This is a genomic window from Arthrobacter glacialis (assembly GCF_002909445.1).
Taxonomy (GTDB): Bacteria; Actinomycetota; Actinomycetes; order Actinomycetales; family Micrococcaceae; genus Specibacter; species Specibacter glacialis.
Genome location: NZ_PPXC01000003.1, coordinates 1 through 17052, shown reverse-complemented (window position 1 = coordinate 17052; position 17052 = coordinate 1). Strand labels below are relative to the sequence as shown.

The 17052-nt window shown below is 62.0% G+C and carries 17 protein-coding genes and 2 tRNA genes; 16 read left to right on the top strand and 3 right to left on the bottom strand.

Annotation, left to right across the window (positions count from 1 at the left end; all coding sequences use genetic code 11):
- Positions 1-101 precede the first annotated feature (101 nt).
- From CVS27_RS03955 to CVS27_RS03930, 8 genes are all read left to right on the top strand, one after another.
- Positions 102-173 (top strand) — tRNA-Gln (locus CVS27_RS03955).
- An 89-nt stretch (positions 174-262) separates the two neighbouring features.
- Positions 263-335, top strand: a tRNA-Glu gene (locus CVS27_RS03950).
- A 120-nt stretch (positions 336-455) separates the two neighbouring features.
- Positions 456-614 carry a hypothetical protein gene (locus tag CVS27_RS20715; RefSeq protein ID WP_165788081.1) on the top strand — a complete coding sequence of 53 codons (159 nt, stop codon included), beginning with the start codon at positions 456-458 and terminating at the stop codon, positions 612-614.
- A 111-nt stretch (positions 615-725) separates the two neighbouring features.
- Positions 726-884, top strand: a complete 159-nt coding sequence (locus CVS27_RS20710; protein ID WP_165788080.1) for a hypothetical protein — start codon at positions 726-728, stop codon at positions 882-884.
- A gap of 172 nt (positions 885-1056) precedes the next feature.
- Complete coding sequence (locus CVS27_RS03945; protein WP_103464452.1) at positions 1057-1317, top strand: GlsB/YeaQ/YmgE family stress response membrane protein; 261 nt, start codon at positions 1057-1059, stop codon at positions 1315-1317.
- A gap of 177 nt (positions 1318-1494) precedes the next feature.
- Positions 1495-1680: a CsbD family protein gene (locus CVS27_RS03940; protein ID WP_103464451.1), complete on the top strand. Its 186-nt coding sequence runs from the start codon at positions 1495-1497 to the stop codon at positions 1678-1680.
- A 90-nt stretch (positions 1681-1770) separates the two neighbouring features.
- On the top strand, positions 1771-3624 hold the full coding sequence (locus CVS27_RS03935) for a dynamin family protein (protein WP_103464450.1): 1854 nt from the start codon (positions 1771-1773) through the stop codon (positions 3622-3624).
- Complete coding sequence (locus CVS27_RS03930) at positions 3621-5234, top strand: GTPase (RefSeq protein ID WP_103464449.1); 1614 nt, start codon at positions 3621-3623, stop codon at positions 5232-5234. Before CVS27_RS03935 ends, CVS27_RS03930 begins: the two co-directional genes overlap by 4 nt.
- A gap of 195 nt (positions 5235-5429) precedes the next feature.
- On the opposite strand, the gene CVS27_RS03925 is transcribed toward CVS27_RS03930, so the two are convergent.
- The gene (locus CVS27_RS03925) at positions 5430-5960 is read right to left on the bottom strand and encodes a DUF1697 domain-containing protein (RefSeq protein WP_103464448.1); all 531 of its coding nucleotides are present in this window, start codon (positions 5958-5960) and stop codon (positions 5430-5432) included.
- Positions 5961-6189: 229 nt separating this feature from the next.
- Here CVS27_RS03925 and CVS27_RS03920 point away from each other — a divergent pair, with 229 nt between their 5' ends.
- Positions 6190-8016 carry a CAP domain-containing protein gene (locus CVS27_RS03920; RefSeq protein WP_103464447.1) on the top strand — a complete coding sequence of 609 codons (1827 nt, stop codon included), beginning with the start codon at positions 6190-6192 and terminating at the stop codon, positions 8014-8016.
- A 109-nt stretch (positions 8017-8125) separates the two neighbouring features.
- On the opposite strand, the gene CVS27_RS03915 is transcribed toward CVS27_RS03920, so the two are convergent.
- Positions 8126-8845: an IclR family transcriptional regulator gene (locus CVS27_RS03915; RefSeq protein WP_103464446.1), complete on the bottom strand. Its 720-nt coding sequence runs from the start codon at positions 8843-8845 to the stop codon at positions 8126-8128.
- Between the two features lie 213 nt (positions 8846-9058).
- Here CVS27_RS03915 and leuC point away from each other — a divergent pair, with 213 nt between their 5' ends.
- Both leuC and leuD read left to right on the top strand, forming a co-directional pair.
- Positions 9059-10531: a 3-isopropylmalate dehydratase large subunit gene (gene leuC, locus CVS27_RS03910; protein WP_103464730.1), complete on the top strand. Its 1473-nt coding sequence runs from the start codon at positions 9059-9061 to the stop codon at positions 10529-10531.
- 12 nt (positions 10532-10543) lie between these two features.
- Positions 10544-11143: a 3-isopropylmalate dehydratase small subunit gene (gene leuD, locus CVS27_RS03905; RefSeq protein WP_103464445.1), complete on the top strand. Its 600-nt coding sequence runs from the start codon at positions 10544-10546 to the stop codon at positions 11141-11143.
- Positions 11144-11245: 102 nt separating this feature from the next.
- On the opposite strand, the gene CVS27_RS03900 is transcribed toward leuD, so the two are convergent.
- Positions 11246-12205 (bottom strand): hypothetical protein, encoded by a 960-nt coding sequence (locus CVS27_RS03900; RefSeq protein WP_103464444.1) that lies wholly within the window; start codon positions 12203-12205, stop codon positions 11246-11248.
- A 6-nt stretch (positions 12206-12211) separates the two neighbouring features.
- Between CVS27_RS03900 and CVS27_RS21465 the strand changes: the two genes are divergently transcribed.
- The 5 genes from CVS27_RS21465 to CVS27_RS03880 all read left to right on the top strand — a co-directional run bounded on the left by CVS27_RS21465 (position 12212) and on the right by CVS27_RS03880 (position 16882).
- Positions 12212-12340: a hypothetical protein gene (locus CVS27_RS21465; RefSeq protein WP_279325100.1), complete on the top strand. Its 129-nt coding sequence runs from the start codon at positions 12212-12214 to the stop codon at positions 12338-12340.
- A 155-nt stretch (positions 12341-12495) separates the two neighbouring features.
- A complete protein-coding gene (gene murA, locus CVS27_RS03895; RefSeq protein ID WP_103464443.1) occupies positions 12496-13833 on the top strand; it encodes a UDP-N-acetylglucosamine 1-carboxyvinyltransferase in 1338 nt (445 codons plus the stop codon).
- Positions 13834-13901: 68 nt separating this feature from the next.
- Entirely contained in the window at positions 13902-14708 is an 807-nt protein-coding gene (locus CVS27_RS03890) for a lysophospholipid acyltransferase family protein (RefSeq protein ID WP_103464729.1), read from the top strand.
- Positions 14705-15742 carry an NAD(P)H-dependent glycerol-3-phosphate dehydrogenase gene (locus tag CVS27_RS03885; RefSeq protein ID WP_103464442.1) on the top strand — a complete coding sequence of 346 codons (1038 nt, stop codon included), beginning with the start codon at positions 14705-14707 and terminating at the stop codon, positions 15740-15742. Before CVS27_RS03890 ends, CVS27_RS03885 begins: the two co-directional genes overlap by 4 nt.
- 3 nt (positions 15743-15745) lie before the next feature.
- Positions 15746-16882: a D-alanine--D-alanine ligase family protein gene (locus CVS27_RS03880; protein WP_243399719.1), complete on the top strand. Its 1137-nt coding sequence runs from the start codon at positions 15746-15748 to the stop codon at positions 16880-16882.
- Positions 16883-17052 lie beyond the last annotated feature (170 nt).

Here is a 17052-nt window from a genome sequence, read left to right as displayed (position 1 = left end):
TTTTGGTGTTCGGCAAACTCTCGGGTATAGTTTTATCCCGGCGCGAGAGCCGCTGAAAGACCGGGGAAACCCGCGGATTTCAAGGCAAATCGCGTAGCCATTGGGATATGGTGTAATTGGCAACACATCGGTTTCTGGTACCGACATTCTAGGTTCGAGTCCTGGTATCCCAGCGCTTTTACAAGCTGCCTTCCAATTGGCATGTGGAACGAAGGTCAGGTAATATTCTTGAAGTTCAATCGCAAAAAATTGAATGTATTAGGGCCCCATCGTATAGCGGCCTAGTACGCTGCCCTCTCACGGCGGTAACGCGGGTTCGAATCCCGCTGGGGTCACAAGCAAGCCCGGGAAGCTGAAAAGCTTCCCGGGCTTTTGCGTTAAACAAGCAGGCTCATGGTCGGGGCCAAGCGGCTGCTGAACTTCCATCAGCGTGGCTGGGGTAGTAGGTTTGTTCGATGGTTCAAATAATTTCTGTTCTTCTTATCATCTGGCTGGTCCTCGCGATCCTTGGTTTTGTGGTCAAGGGATTGCTGTGGCTGGCCGTTATTGCTGCTGTCTTGTTTGTGGGTACGGCTGCGATTGGTTGGGTGCGGCGCAACGCGCTGAACAAGTAATTTGGATGAGGTCGGTCGCGTCATGCGGCCGGCCTTTTTCATGCTCGCTGCGGCTTCGATTGCTTCGGGACAGATATTCCATTCATCCGAGGTCAGGCGTATGCTCTGCGCATGGCTACTCTCGTGATTGTTTTGCTGGCGGTTTGGTTGATCGTTGCTGTGGTCGGGTTCGTCTTCGAGGGCTTGATGTGGCTGGCAGTTGTAGCCCTCATTCTTTTCGTGGCCACGGCCGCTGTCGGTTGGGTCCGGCGGAAGGCGGTCGAGCGGTAAGTCTCGCGTCGCGGCTTCATCTGCCTCCATGACTTACCTGCTCATTGCGTCCTTATGTTCTCGTCGATTGGGCTGTTCTCAATTTGATGTTCGCGTTACTGCTCAGTAAGGTTGCTGGGTGCATCGTGATTTGATGCTGGGACTAAAACCTTCATCCGAACGGAGTAAAGACATGGGTTTCATTGGTTGGATTATTTTGGGTCTGATTGCTGGTGCCATCGCGAAAGCGATCAAACCGGGTGAGCAGGGTGGCGGCTGGCTCGCGACTCTGGTGCTTGGTGTTGTTGGTGCCATTTTGGGCGGCTGGATTGGTAGTGCCTTGTTCAACGTTGGTATCAACGAGTTCTGGTCAGTATCGACGTGGTTGCTCGCGATTGGCGGCTCGTTGGTTGTCCTGGTTGTCTGGGGATTGTTGACGCGCAAGAAAGCCTGATTGCTGCACACGAGGGAGGTTCCGAGCTGAAATGGTTGGAGCCTCCCTTTGCTTTGCCCCAAGCCCTCATGGCGTCCCAACGGACCATGCCTGAGTCGCCAGACACTCAGGCAACGTCCAGACTCCTTTCCTAGGGTGGAAAGTGTTCTAGTTGGATTCGAGTTGAAGGAGGACCTCATGGGTCTCGGAGATAAGATCAGCAACAAAGCCCAGGAAGTAGCCGGCAAGGCGAAGGAAGCCCTGGGCGACGCAACGAACAATGAGAAGCTTCAGGCCGAGGGTGCCGGCGAACAGGCCGCAGCCAAGGCCAAGCAGGCTGGCGAGCATGTCAAGGACGCCGCGAAGGACACCTTCGGCAAGTAGCTGACACGGCCCGTCCATTGGATTGCAATGAAGCCCCGCCGTACCCACGGCGGGGCTTCTTTGTTGTCTTTTCGCAGATTTGCGCCAGCAATGGCTTTCTCTCATGCATTGTGCTGGCATGATGAAGCTGTGAACCCCACCGACGCACGGCCGCCACGGTCCAATCCGCCACAGGATGACAACGCAGCCTCCTTGGCACAAATCTCTGCCGTGTCCCTGGTGGAGAGCGTGCGGGCCGAACTGGCCGCCCTGGATTTTCCGCTGGGGCTGCCCGGGGTGGAGAACGCCCGGTCCACAGCAGCAGCCGCTCTTGGCCAGCTTGATGACTACATCTTGCCGCGGTGGAAAAGCTTGGATGCTCCGCTGCTGGCAGTGGTGGGAGGGTCCACAGGGGCGGGGAAGTCAACACTGGTCAACGCCTTGGTGGGCCATCCCGTGACCCGATCCGGGGCCATCAGGCCCACCACGCGCCAACCAATTCTGCTCCACAACCCGCAGGACGCCGTCTGGTTCACCTCGGTGCGCGTGCTGCCCACCTTGCACCGGGTCCACGGGGAACTGGTTAAGGCCAACACTCCGGCATCACGGGCGGGCGTGGCCCCGGATGCTTCGGCCATGACTTCCTTGGTACTAGTTGCCGATCCGGCGGTGCCGCCGGGTGTGGCACTTTTGGATGCACCGGATGTGGACTCCGTCTCCGATGACAACAGGCACCTGGCCGGGCAGCTGCTGGCGGCCGCTGATTTGTGGCTCTTTGTCACCACAGCCAACAGGTACGCGGACGCCGTGCCGTGGAAACTTCTGCTCGATGCCGCCTCCCGGGACATCACCGTCGCCATCATTTTGGACCGTGTTCCGCCAGGAGCCGAGCAGGAGGTAGCTGCCGACCTCCAGGGCATGTTGGTGCGTGAGGGCTTGGCCGGCGCGCAGCTGTTTGTGGTCCCGGAAATGGCATTGGATGAATGGGGCATGCTGCCGCCGGCAGCAGTTGCCCCCATCAGCACCTGGCTGGCCACCATCAGCGAAGACTCCTCCGGCCGGGCAGAAATTGTGCGAAGGACCCTCAATGGGACTGTTCGCTCACTTGCCGGGCGCCTGGAAATTCTGTCCGGGGCAGTGGTGGACCAGCAAATGGCCGGCCAGCAACTGGCCCAAGACGTGCGGGCAGCCTTCGCCGACGCCGCAGCGCGCATCAGCAAGGCCACCAGTGACGGGACCTTGCTGCGCGGGGAGGTGCTGGCCAGATGGCAGGACTTTGTGGGCACAGGTGACTTCTTCAGGGCCCTGGAAAATGGCATTGGCCGCATGCGGGACAGGATCGGCGCCTTCTTCAAGGGCCAGCCTCCGCCCGCCGTCAAGGTGGAAGTGGCCATTGAGTCTGGCTTGCAGGCGGTCATCGTGGATCAGGCGGCCCGTGCTGCCGAGGACGCCGATCAGCGCTGGCGCTCTGATCCAGCCGGCAGGCAGCTGCTGGGCATGGATGATTTGTCGGCCCTCAGCCCAGATTTTCCGGCCGAGGTGGCTGGCGAAATCCGTGCGTGGCAGGGCGAGGTCGTGGCGTTGATCCGGGCCGAGGGTGCCACGAAGCGTTCACAGGCCAGGTGGCTGTCTTTTGGTGTCAACGGTTTGGGTGTGGTCCTGATGGTGGTGGTCTTTTCGTTCACAGGGGGACTGACGGGGGCCGAGGTGGGCATCGCTGGAGGCACCGCCGTCGTGGGCCAAAAGGTTTTGGAGGCGATTTTTGGCGAGGATGCCGTGCGGCGCCTGGCCAGGGACGCCAAGCGCTCCCTGGATGCCCGTTGCGCGAGCCTGTTGGAGCGCCAGCAGGACCGGTTCCTGAGCAGGCTGGGTCCTGTTTCGGGCGCCGCGGATCCACAGGTGGGACGCCTGGACGCATTGGTGAAGGAACTGGCTGTTCTGGGCGGGATGGGGGAGCACGCATGAGCCGGCATCGTCAGGTGAGAGCCGAATCCACGCTGGCCCGCCAGCTCGCTGCGCTCAACGAGGCCATGGAGTTGGGTGAGGGTCGTGTGGACGATGCCGCGCTGGAGCAGGTTTTTGGGGTGTTGGAGCGGGCCAGCTCGCGCCGTTCCTTGAGCGCCGATCACACCGTGGTGGGATTCTTTGGCGCCACCGGCAGCGGGAAGTCCTCGCTGTTCAACGCCGTGGCCGGCACGGATGCCGCGCGGGTTGCCGTGCGCAGGCCCACCACCAGCGAGCCGCTGGCCATGGTGTGGGGCATGGCGGGCAGTTCGCCCCTGCTTGATTGGCTGGAGGTTGCCGAGCGCCGTGAGGGTGCCCCCGTGCCTTCCTTGGTGGACGACGCCGGAGGGCTGGTGCTGCTGGATTTGCCGGATTTCGATTCGGTCCAGTTGCGCAACCGCGAGATTGTGCAGCGCCTGGCGGGCCAGGTGGATGTTTTGGTGTGGGTGGTGGATCCGCAGAAGTACGCCGATGCGGCCATTCACAATGAGTTCATCAAACCGTTCTCGGCCCACGCGGCGGTGACGCTTGTGGTGTTGAACCAGGTGGACAAGTTGGCCCCGCATGAGGTCAAGCCCGTGCTGGAATCGCTCTCCGCCATCCTTGACCGGGACGGGTTGGGCAGCGTGAAAGTACTGGCTGTATCCGCCCTGACGGGCGACGGAGTGCCCGAGCTTCGCCAACGCATCGCAGCCGTGGTGAAGGCCAAAGCGGCCCAGGGCGCCCGGCTGGCCGCGGATGTGACGGTGGCGGCAGAACGGCTGGCCCAGGCTGCAGGTGACGGTGATGCCGCCGGCGTGCACCAGCAGGACCGGAAACAGCTGGCTGCCGGTCTGGCCGAGGCCGTGCACGTTGAGAGCATAGCCGCCGCCGTGCGCACCTCCTTCAGGCTGGAGGCGAGCAAACGAACCGGCTGGCCCGCCACGCGCTGGCTGACCCGGTTCCGCAGGGACCCGCTGCGCCGCATGAGTTTGCGCCGCGACGACGCCCCCGAGTTGAACAGGACCTCCCTGCCCCCGGCAGGCGCCGCAGAGCTGGCCCGGATGGATTCCTTTATGCGGGACTTCTCCGATGCCGCCAGTGCCGGATCGTCAGGCCCGTGGCGGTCGTCGATTCGTGCCGCTGCCCGCAGTAACCGTGACGGCTTGCCCGACGCCCTCGATCAAGCTGTGGCAAGCACCGATTTGAAGGCCAATTCCCGGGCATGGTGGTGGCCGGTGTTTTCCGTGATCCAGTGGGTGGCGCTGGTGTGGGCGGTGGGCGGGTTGCTGTGGCTGGGAGTCTTGGCCGCGCTGGGGTATTTTCAGCTGCCAGTTCCGGAAACCCCCAAGGTTGAGGGCTGGCCGCTGCCCACCTTGATGGTTCTCACCGGCGTGGTGGTGGGCATTTTCCTGGCCATCACCAGCAAGTTCCTGGCCCTGGCCGGGGGCAAGGGGCGTGCTGCCTTGGCCCGACGGCGCCTGCGCGAAAGTGTTGCCGGCGTTTCCCAAACATTGGTGGAGGAACCCACAGAGGCCGAGATTGGGCGCTACCGGGCGTTCCAGGAAGCCCTGGCTGCCGCGCGCCACTAGAACTGACCCGCAGGAAACGGCGAAATGTGCGCTTTAGCGCCATTTTGCGCACGACGGCTTTGGTTATGCGTCGCGCCAGGAGCCAGTGCGGCGCAGCTGTGACACTGGCGCCATTCCCGGTACTAGTAACGCGCGTGCCCAAAGCGGCCTCAGTATCCAAGCTGCCAACCCACCCTATTTACGTATCAGCTCTTGTTACGCCATCGCGTCGCGGCACTTGAGCAGGGTGCGCAAGTTGCGGGTCGTCGTCGTACTTTTATAGCGCGGCTTGGCTGTGAGTTTGCTAAAGGGGCTGTTGAGGGTGCCGCCGGATTCGGCCAGCCACGCAAGCGCCTCGGGGATGAGCCTGGCCAGTTCGACGTCGGGCAACTCGCTGCCGTGGGCGGCGAGTTCGTCCAGGACGGCGGGGTCGCTGGAGAGTGTTACGTAGCTGTGCTGGGAGGCGTCATCGGCCGGGTAGGGGCAGACATCAACAATTTCCTGAACTTGTTCCTGATCCAGCACCACCACCCAGGCGTCGTAGCCAAATGAGTCGCGCAGGAGCGTTTCTACACTCGTTTTCAATTCCGCTGCGTCCATGTCCGTGGAACACACAACGTTGCCCGAGGCCAGCAGGGTTTTCACCTTGGTCAGGGGAAGTGTGGCCAGGGCCGTGCGCAGATCAGCCATTTTGACGTTGATGCCGCCAACATTGATCCCGCGCAGGAACACAGCGTAGTTGCTCATGCTAGAACAATACTCCGGGACGGATCGCGGCCGTCAACGCATGACTGCCCGCGCCATATTGTTGCCGGGCAGGGAGTCAACTACCCAAAGCAGCGGCGGTGATGCGTGGCGGGTCCATTGCCACATACTCTTGGTGCTGCCCAGAATGACGGTGGACTTTGTCGACCGGAAAGTATCGCAGACAGCTAGGGTATAGGAAGTCACATTTACCTTTTCTGGGGGAGAACACATGCGCGCACTCGTGCGGAAGCGACTGCTGGTAATACCCGTCCTGGCAGCGCTGCTGTTCGGGTTGCTGGGCCTGACTCCGGCTGTGGCCGCCGGAGCCTTGCTGGCACCGGTGCCGGGTATTTCCGGGACCGCAGGGCTTGGAACGCAATTGGTCGCAGTGCCCGGGGTGTGGACGCCTGAGGCAGTGTTGACGTATCAGTGGTTGCGTTCGGGTGTGGCGGTTTCTGGTGCGACGGATTCCTCGCTGCTGTTGGGTTATGCGGATTTGGGCCAGGCGATATCGGTGACGGTGACAGGGAACAAGGCTGGCTATGCCAGCGTTTCACGGACCAGCGCCGCCGTTGTAGCAGCAGCACTGGTGGCCCCGGTGCCGAGTATTTCCGGTACCGCTTCAGTGGGTTCAACAGTGGTAGCCGTTGCCGGGGCATGGACCGCGGGGGTGGCGTTGACGTATCAGTGGTGGCGTTCGGGTGTTCCGGTTCCCGGTGCCACGGGCCCATCCCTGCTGTTGGGTTCGACTGATGTGGGCAAGAACGTCTCTGTGACGGTGACAGGATCCAAGACGGGTTTCTCCACCGCTTCGCGGAACAGTGCCTCCGTCGTTCCCGGCGCCGGGCTTACCCCGGTGCCGAGTATTTCGGGGACTGCCGCGGTTGGTTCAACATTGGTAGCCGTTGCGGGGGTGTGGCCTGGCGGGGCGACCTTGACGTATCAGTGGTTGCGTTCGGGGACAGCCGTTCCTGGTGCCACCGGATCGTCGTTGCTGGTGGGTTCAGCGGATTTGGGCAACACCATGTCGGTGCGGGTCACGGGGTATCAGGCGGGCACTGCGTTCGCCTCCATGACGAGCAAGGCCAGTGCCGTGGTTATTGCCGGGGCCTTGCTTGCGCCGGTGCCGGGTATTTCCGGGACTGCCAGGGTTGCTGCGACGCTGGCGGCCATTCCTGGGACATGGACTGCGGGGACTGCGTTGAAGTACCAGTGGTTGCGTTCGGGCGTGGCGATTCCCGGGGCCACCGGCTCGAGCCTGGCGCTGGGTCCGGATGACCTGGGCAAGGCCATGACCGTGACGGTGACAGGAGTCTTGGCCGGCTACACCACGGCATCCAGGACGAGCCAGGCAAGTGCCGTGGTGGTTGCCGGCACTTTGTTGGCGCCCGGGCCGGTGGTGTCTGGTACTGCCGCGGTTGGTTCAACACTCACCGCCATTCCGGGGGCGTGGACTGCTGGCACGGCATTGAAATACCAGTGGTTGCGGTCCGGGGCGCCGGTTTCGGGGGCGACAACCTCAACCTTGCTGCTGACGCAGGCTGATTTGGGCAAAACAATGTCGGTGACGGTGACGGGGTCCCTGTCCGGCTACACGACTCAATCCAGGACGAGTGCGGGCAGTGCGACGGTGACTGCGGCCAGGCCCACAGCTCCCTCGCTGAACGATCCGTTGGTGGCTGAGTCGTTCAAGCTGGTGAATGATTACCGCATCCAGAACAAACTCCAGCCCCTGAAATGGAACCCCGGTGTGGCCACATGGTCGCAGAAATGGGCTGACCATCTCTTGCTCGACTTTGCTTCGCCGAATTGGAATGGGACCTGGCACAGCTGGAACTTTTACACGAACTACCCCGCCGGGTGGACTGGTGCCGGGGAGAACGTGGCACTGAACACCAGTGCCAAAACAATGTTTGACTGGTGGGTCAATTCACCCGGGCACAGGGCAAATTTGCTCAACCCCAAGTTCACGGACTTTGGTTTTGGCTACGCCAAGTACACCAGCGGACCCTACGCTGGACTGGCCATGGGCGTACAGAATTTCGCCATCTACTAGATCCCGGTAAGGGTGCTGACAGCAGGCCAACCGGCGCAAGCAAGGTGCCCACAGTCGCAGAGACTGTGGGCACTGTGCATACATTGAGTTTGCAGTGTTCTCGGTTGGTTTAGGAAGCGCTCTTGCGCAGTGCTTCTGTCAGGATGCGGGATGCGTTGCAGACAATTTCCGCGTGCAAACGGCCGGGCTGGCGGGTCAGGCGTTCGATGGGTCCGGAGATGGATACTGCCGCAATAACGCGACCGGAAGGACCACGAACCGGAGCCGACACCGAGGCGACCCCGGGCTCACGTTCGCCCAGGCTCTGACCCCAGCCGCGCCGTCGAACGCCGGCCAAGACGGTGGGGGTGAAACGGGCGTTGTGCAGGCCCTCGAGCAACCGCTCGTGATCTTCCCACGCCAGCAACACCTGGGCCGCGGAACCGGCCTTCATGGTGAGCTGGGTGCCCACGGGAATGGTGTCGCGCAGTCCGATGGGGCGCTCGGCCGAGGCAACGCAAACGCGCGAATCGCCCTGGCGGCGGAAAATTTGGGCGCTCTCACCGGTGGAGTCGCGCAATTGCAGCAAAACAGGTCCCGCCGCGGCTATGAGCCTGTCCTCGCCGGCAGCCGAAGCCAGTTCAACGAGCCTGCTGCCGAGCACAAACCTGCCCTGCATGTCCCGGCTCACGAGCCGGTGATGTACCAAGGCTAGTGCCAACCTATGCACTGTGGGCCGGGCCAAACCGGTGGCAGCAACGAGCTGAGCCAGGGTTGTGGGGCCGGCTTCCAATGCATCAAGCACAAGAGCCGCTTTATCGATGACGCCAACGCCACTTGAATTGTCCATGTAATGATATTGACGTCTCATTATGTGAGATGCAAATCGAAGGATTGGCTTCTCCCCGGATCCGGCTGGAACAGTAGAGGTATACAAACCAAAGAACACCCTTGGAAGCCAAACAAATTCTATGCGAATGCGATGGTTGCCAGGGGCTTCAACAGATGAAGGGAGCTGACCGTGACCGAGGCAACCGCGCCCGTTGCGCACGACTCAGCACAGGTGCCGAGCGTTTCGACAACGACTCCGCGAAAGACCGCGAAGACGCTGGCTGAAAAAGTATGGCGAGATCACGTTGTCACGCAAGGCGAAGGCGACGGCGATGCCGCACAGCCCGACCTTCTCTACATCGACCTTCACCTGATCCACGAGGTAACCTCGCCGCAGGCTTTCGAGGGCCTGCGCCTGGCTGGCCGGCCGCTGCGCCGCCCGGATTTGACCATCGCCACGGAGGATCACAACACCCCCACGCTGGCCATCGACAAGCCGATCGCTGATCTGACCAGCCGCACCCAGATCCAGACTCTGCGCAATAACTGCGCCGAATTTGGTGTGCGCCTGCACTCCCTGGGCGACGCCGAACAGGGCATCGTTCACGTGGTGGGCCCGCAGCTGGGACTCACCCAGCCCGGCATGACTGTGGTTTGCGGTGACTCGCACACCTCCACCCACGGTGCCGTAGGTGCCCTGGCGTTCGGCATCGGCACCTCCGAGGTGGAGCACGTCATGGCTACCCAGACGCTTCCCCTGAAGCCGTTCAAGACCATGGCCATCAACGTTGAAGGCACCTTGCGCCCCGGCGTAACCTCCAAGGACATCATCTTGGCCATCATCGCCAAGATCGGCACCGGCGGCGGCCAGGGCTACGTGCTCGAATACCGCGGCTCAGCCATCCGGGCCCTGTCCATGGACGCCCGCATGACAGTGTGCAACATGTCCATCGAAGCTGGAGCCCGCGCAGGCATGATCGCCCCGGATGAGATCACCTTCGAGTACCTCAAGGGCCGTGCCCACGCTCCCGTTGGTGCTGATTGGGACGCGGCCGTTGAATACTGGAAGTCACTGACCACAGAGGACGACGCCGAATTTGACGCCGAGGTCTTCCTCGACGCCAACACCTTGGACCCGTTCGTCACCTGGGGCACCAACCCGGGCCAGGGCGTGTCCCTGAGCGACAACGTACCCAACCCCGAGGACTTCGCTGATGAAAACGCCAAGGCTGCAGCCGAACGCGCACTGACGTACATGGATTTGGTTGCCGGCACTCCCATGAAGGACATCCGTGTTGACACGGTGTTCCTGGGCTCCTGCACCAACTCCCGCATTGAGGACCTGCGCGCGGCGGCAGACATCATTCGTGGCCGCGAAAAGGACCCCAACATTCGCATGCTGGTGGTGCCCGGCTCCGCCCGTGTCCGTTTGGAAGCCGAGGCCGAAGGTCTGGACCAGGTGTTCAAGGACTTTGGTGCTGAATGGCGTTTTGCCGGTTGCTCCATGTGCCTGGGCATGAACCCGGACCAGCTCGAACCGGGGGAGCGTTGTGCATCCACCTCCAACCGCAACTTCGAGGGACGCCAGGGCAAGGGCGGCCGAACCCACCTGGTCTCGCCAGTGGTGGCAGCCGCCACCGCCATCCGCGGAACTCTCAGTTCGCCGTCGGATCTGGCCCCCGTCCCCGCCAACACCGTAGCGTAAGGAGCTAACACCATGGAAAAGTTCTCCACCCACACTGGCATTGGCGTCCCGCTGCGTCAAAGCAATGTTGACACGGACCAGATCATCCCCGCCGTCTACCTGAAGCGGATCACCCGCACCGGCTTTGAGGACGCCCTGTTCTCCAGCTGGCGCAAGGACCCCGAATTCCTCCTGAACCAGGAACCGTACAAGTCCGGCTCGGTGCTGGTTGCTGGCGCCGATTTTGGTACCGGATCCTCCCGCGAACACGCAGTATGGGCGCTGAAGGACTACGGCTTCAAAGCTGTTTTGTCCTCCCGCTTTGCCGATATTTTCCGCGGCAACTCAGGCAAGCAGGGACTGGTGGCCGCCGAGGTTGCCCAGGATGACATCGAGCTGATCTGGAAGGTCCTGGAAAACGCCCCGGGCACCGAGATCACCGTTGATCTGGTATCCAAGATGGTCACCGCTGGCACAGTGGTGGCTCCGTTCCAGATCGACGACTACACCCGCTGGCGCTTGCTCGAAGGCCTCGATGATATTGGCCTGACGCTGCGCGACGAGCCGGCCATCACGGCATTCGAGGCCACCCGCCCGTCCATCAAGCCAACCACGCTGCCGGCGAAGTTCTAACTTCCGCACGACGCCGCACTGGCATGCTGTCGACACGGTCCTTCGCTGTTGATATATCAACAGCGAAGGACCGTTTCGCTGTCCGGAGTCAATGAGGGCCGGCTATTTTGACGGCAGGCCTGCCTCGCGCAGCAATCGAATGAGCCGCTGGGGATTGCGTAAGTCCTGCCATTCCCACCGCACCACGTTGTAGCCAAGCGCCCGCAAACGGTTCTCTCGGTTCTTCTCCTCAATGACTGTTTGGGCAGGTGACTTCCCGTTGAGGTAGCGCTGGGCGGAATACTTCTCGTGTCCATCGAACTCGCCGAGAGTCTTGAACTCCTCCCAATCAAAGTCCGGGAATCCAATCCGTCCCAACCCATCCCGGAACTCCCGCTGCAGGGAAGGTTGCGGGAAGCCATGCTCAATCATGATGGCCCGGCTCAATGACTCCCCGGCTGACTGGGACTTGCCGTCAGCGACTGCAAGGACGCGTTGTGCCCGGGTTCGCGCGGTGGCGTTGGGCAGCAATTCAATGGCTGCCCGGACATGCTCCCTTTGAAACGTCAAGGGAACGTTCACGGGTGATCCTGGAAGTATCTGTTGTGCCAGTACTCTGTCCATGGCTGGCAATGAGTGGCTCAGGGGCAGGCGGACGGCCAGGTCCCGGGCCGTTTGTACAGGCGGTGTCAGCAACAAGCCATACATTTCCCACGGTTCCGGATCCCCTGCCAACGCCTCCATTCGCTGGACCCCGTTGCTGCTGCGACACCCACCCTGCCCGGGCGGCACAAGTGTCTGCACCCGGTTGGGTATGGAGATCAGCGGCAATCCCATAATCTGGGCTGCTGATTCGTGCGCGAAAATGGGGCTCCTGAGCGCCAATTCGTGCACTGCCTGGATTTCGATCCGGTACTTGTGCCAACGTGGCAAGGCGTCCCAGGCATCTGCCAGCAGGTACAGTCCGTGACGCACTCGAACGAGCTCACCGGCAGCAGCCCGTTTGGAGAGTTGCCGGGAAGCTGTTTCGCTCACAAACTTGTTCGGTGCCGAGATAAAGTGCGGAACCTCGAATTCTGACATGTCTCCATGGTGCGGCAACTTTTCCGCCCAGGATGCGTCACCGCCGTCGAACGTGGACAAGTGCAGACGTTGCTGGGCCTGTGGAGGAAGCAACCGGCAGGCGAGGTGCCCGGCATGGTGGCAGCCAAGAGCTGACGACGTCGGTATGGTGATCCGCTGGTGATAGAGCGACAGCGTGGCGCGGGCACAGCGGGCACGGTGCATTTCAGCATCTTGAGCGGGAGAAACTATGCTTGACGCAGGCCCAAGCAGGTACAGGGTGCGTAGGTGGAACAAAGGATTAGGTGACGATGAGCAGAATTCTGACGGTACGTGGTGGTGTCCCGCTCAAGGGACGGGTCCAGGTGCGCGGCGCTAAGAACTTGGTTCCCAAGGCGATGGTGGCAGCACTTTTGGGTAGCACCCCATCGACTTTGCGCAACGTCCCCGAGATCAAGGACGTTGAAGTCGTCACGTCCCTGCTGCAGTTGCACGGCGTCACAGTGGAGAAGGACGCCGTCACGGGTGACCTGACCATGGACCCGGCCAATACGAAAATGGCCAACAGCGCCGAGATCAACACCCATGCCGGTGATTCACGCATCCCCATCTTGTTGTGCGGACCGCTGATTCACTCCATTGGCCATGCCTTCATTCCGGATCTGGGCGGCTGCAAGATCGGTGACCGCCCCATCGACTACCACCTGGAAGTGCTGCGCAAGTTCGGCGCCGTGGTGGAAAAGACCGGCGGTGGAATCTCCATCACAGCCCCGCTGGGCCTCAAGGGCACCAAGATCAGCTTGCCGTACCCCAGCGTGGGTGCCACGGAGCAGGTTCTGCTCTCCGCCACGCGTGCAGAGGGCATCACAGAGCTCACCGGCGCAGCCACGGAGCCGGAAATCATTGACCTCATTGCGATCCTGCAGAAAATGGGCGCCATCATTTCGGTGCAGACTGACAGGACCATCCGCATTGAAGGCGTTGAGGAGCTGACAGGCTACGACCACACAGCGCTGCCTGACCGCAACGAGTCGGCGTCTTGGGCGTCGGCGGCCCTGGTCACCGGCGGCGACATTTACGTTGCAGGCGCCAGCCAGCGGGACATGATGACGTTCGTGAACACCTACCGCAAGATCGGTGGCGGTATGGACATCCACGACGACGGAATCCGCTTCTTCCACAAGGGCGGCAGCTTGAAGCCGCTCATCATGGAAACGGACGTCCATCCAGGCTTCATGACGGATTGGCAGCAGCCACTGGTGGTTGCCCTGACCCAGGCCGAAGGCGTCTCCATTGTGCACGAGACAGTGTACGAAAACCGCTTTGGGTTCACCGAGGCGCTGACCCGGATGGGCGCCAACATCCAGCTGCACCGCGAATGCCTGGGCAGCATCCCGTGCCGCTTTGGGCAGCGCAACTTCATTCATTCGGCCGTCATTTCAGGCCCCACACCCCTGAAGGGTGCGCACATCAATGTTCCGGACCTGCGCGGCGGGTTCAGCCACATGATCGCCGCCTTGGCCGCTGAGGGAACGTCCACGGTGACGGGCATTGACGTCATCAGCCGCGGCTATGAGCACTTCACCGCCAAGCTGGACGGCTTGGGCGCCGATTTTGATGTGCACGATTCCCCGCGGATTTCGAGGTAGGACCAGTGAGCACTGACCTTCCCAGCAAGGGCAAGCCGGCACACAAGCGCCCCTTCAAGCCACGCGGCATGAAGCTGAGTACCCGGATGTTCTTTGCCACGGTTGCTGGCATTGCCAGGAGCGCCATCAACGTGCTCATGGGCAAGGAATGGTACGGCCTGGACCGCCTGCCGGTGGATGAGGGATTCATTGTGGTGCCCAATCACTGCACCGAAATTGACCCCATCGTGGTGGGTCACCTGCTGTACAACCAGCGGATCATGCCGCACTTCCTGGCCAAGGATGGCTTGTTCAACACTCCCATTCTTGGCACTGCCCTGCGCGGCGCACGCCAGATTCCGGTGGAGCGCAGCGGCGCCGGTGCAGGAAAGTCCCTCGTCGTCGCCCGGGAGGTGCTCGACGCTGGCAATGCAGTTGTCATCTACCCCGAAGGAACCCTCACCAGGGACCCCGAGCTGTGGCCCATGAAGGGCCGCACGGGGGCGGCCCGCCTGGCCCTGGCCACCGGCGCCAAGGTGGTTCCCGTGGTGCATTGGGGTGCGCAGGAAGTGTTCCCTCGCTACGGCAAGGGCGTGAAGATCTTCCCGCGCAAAAAGGTCAAGGTGGTGGTGGGTCACCCCGTGGACCTGAGCGCATTTGCCGGCAAGAGCGCTGACAAGGCAACCCTGGAGGCCATGACTGATGTCATCATGAGAGACATCACGGCACTGTTGGAGACGCTGCGTGGCGAAAAGGCCCCGGCGCAGCGCTGGGATCCGTCCGCACACCAGCAGTCAAGCCACGGCCGCTTTGAAGAGCGTGGTTCCGCTGCCGATCGGGCGGGCAAGAAGACCAAGAACGACGCTGGAACAACAGAAAAAGGGGACCTGACGTGAGTTACGTGGATGGAATTGCGCCGGTCAAGACTGCTGTTTTGGGTGCCGGCAGCTGGGGGACCACCTTTGCCAAGATCCTCGGCGATGCCGCCGAAGGCACCGATCGCAAGATTGTGCTGTGGGGCCGCCGCCAGGAAGTGGTCGACCAGATCAATGACCACCACAGGAATCCGCGCTACCTCTCCACCACCGAGCTGCCTGCCAACATCAGCGCCTCGATCGACGTGGAAGAAGTGCTCAAGGATGCCCAGCTGGTTGTCTTGGCGGTGCCAGCACAAACGTTGCGTGAGCAGTTGCGCGGCTGGGCCGGACACCTGGCCAAGGACGCCGTCGTGGTCAGTCTGATGAAGGGGCTGGAGCTGGGCACCGACCAGCGCATGTCCCAGGTTATTGAGACGGAACTGGGGCTCAGCCCAGACCGGATTGTTGTGGTCTCCGGGCCCAATCTGGCCATGGAAATTGCGCGCCAGGAGCCCACCGCCTCGGTGGTGGCGTGTTCGGATGAAAACACGGCCAAATGGGTGGCAAACGTGTGCAAGCCCCGATATTTCCGCCCCTACACGGTTGATGATGTGGTGGGCGTGGAGATTGGCGGGATCGTCAAAAACGTCATTGCCCTGTGCGTGGGCATTTGCGAGGGCCAAAAAGTTGGCGACAACACCAAGGCCTCCGTCATCACTCGCGGCCTGGCAGAGACCACGCGGCTGGCGCTGGCGCTGGGCGGCAAGGCCGAGACCCTGTCCGGTCTGGCCGGTCTGGGCGACCTCGTTGCGACCTGTTCGTCCTCGCTGAGCCGCAACCACACCGCCGGGCGCATGCTCGGGGAGGGGCTCACCCTTGATGAGGTCAACAACCGCATGACGCAGACGGCTGAGGGCATCAAGTCCGGCCGGGCCGTGTCTGATCTGGCCGCGAAGATGGGTGTTGATATGCCCATCACCAACGCCGTGGTGGGCGTGCTGGAGGGTAAACTTACTGTCGATGAACTGGGCCCGCTGCTGTTGGCCCGCCAATTGAAATCCGAAGGCGACTGAAGCGTGACTACTGATTCCCCCGCAACAACTGCGCCCATCCGCGTGGCCATCCTGTTTGGCGGCCGCTCCAGCGAGCATGCCGTCAGCTGTGTCACTGCCGCCGGCGTCCTGGGCGCCATCGACCGTGGGAAGTACGACGTCGTTCCCATCGGTATTGCGAAAAACGGCCAGTGGGTCTTGGCCGGGGATGACCTCTCGGCGTGGTCGCTGAAGAACGCCTCCCTGCCCGAGGTGGTGGCGGGGGACAAGACCGTTTCGCTCACCCAGTTCGGTGATGCCCGCCAGCTGGTGGTGACCGAAGCAGCCAAGGTTCCGCAGGTTCTCGGCTCGGTGGATGTTGTTTTCCCGTTGCTGCACGGTCCGTGGGGAGAAGACGGCACTGTTCAGGGGCTGCTTGAACTCAGTGACACCCGCTATGTGGGCGCAGGCGTGTTGGCCTCCGCCCTCGGCATGGACAAGCACTTCATGAAGGTGGTGTTTGAGGCTGCCGGGCTGACGGTTGGTCCCTACGTTGCCGTCACTGACCGGGAATGGACTGTTGACCCGGCCAAGGTTCGCACCCGGGTGGAGGTCTTGGGTTTCCCGGTTTTTGTGAAGCCTGCGCGCGCCGGTTCCTCCATGGGAATCTCCAAGGTTGATTCGCTGGATCAGCTTGATGCTGCCATCGCTGAAGCCCGCGAGCACGACCTCAAACTGGTCATTGAGGCCGGCATCGTGGGCCGGGAAATTGAATGTGCCGTCTTGGAAGGCCGGGGCAGCGATGCGCCGCGCGTTTCCCAGCCGGGTGAGATTGCCATGGTGGATGGCGAACATCACGCGTTTTACGACTTCGAGGCCAAGTACGTGCAGGGCGACGCCGTCAGCCTCAGCTGCCCGGCCGACATGCCGGAGGATGACATTGCCCGGGTCCGGGAACAGGCAGCCCTGGCGTTCGACGCAGTGGGTGCTGAAGGGCTCTCCCGCGTGGACTTCTTCTACACCCAGGCCGGTGAGCTGATCATCAACGAGATTAACACGATGCCCGGCTTCACCCCGAGTTCCATGTACCCGCAAATGTGGGCCGCCTCCGGCCTGGACTACCCGGAACTCATTGACGAGCTGCTGCAGCTGGCGTTGAACCGCAAGGTGGGCCTGCGCTAACCCCCAATATCCGGGGGTCGAGCCTGTCGAGACCCCAACGCTCCTTCACATAAGGGGCCATTTTCCCGAACGCTCCTTCACCTGTGAACTGGTCCCCGAAAGTTGGACTCGGTAAATTAGAGTCTACGCAGCCAGTGCCTGAGCCCGATATTCCATTGGGCTCAGGCACT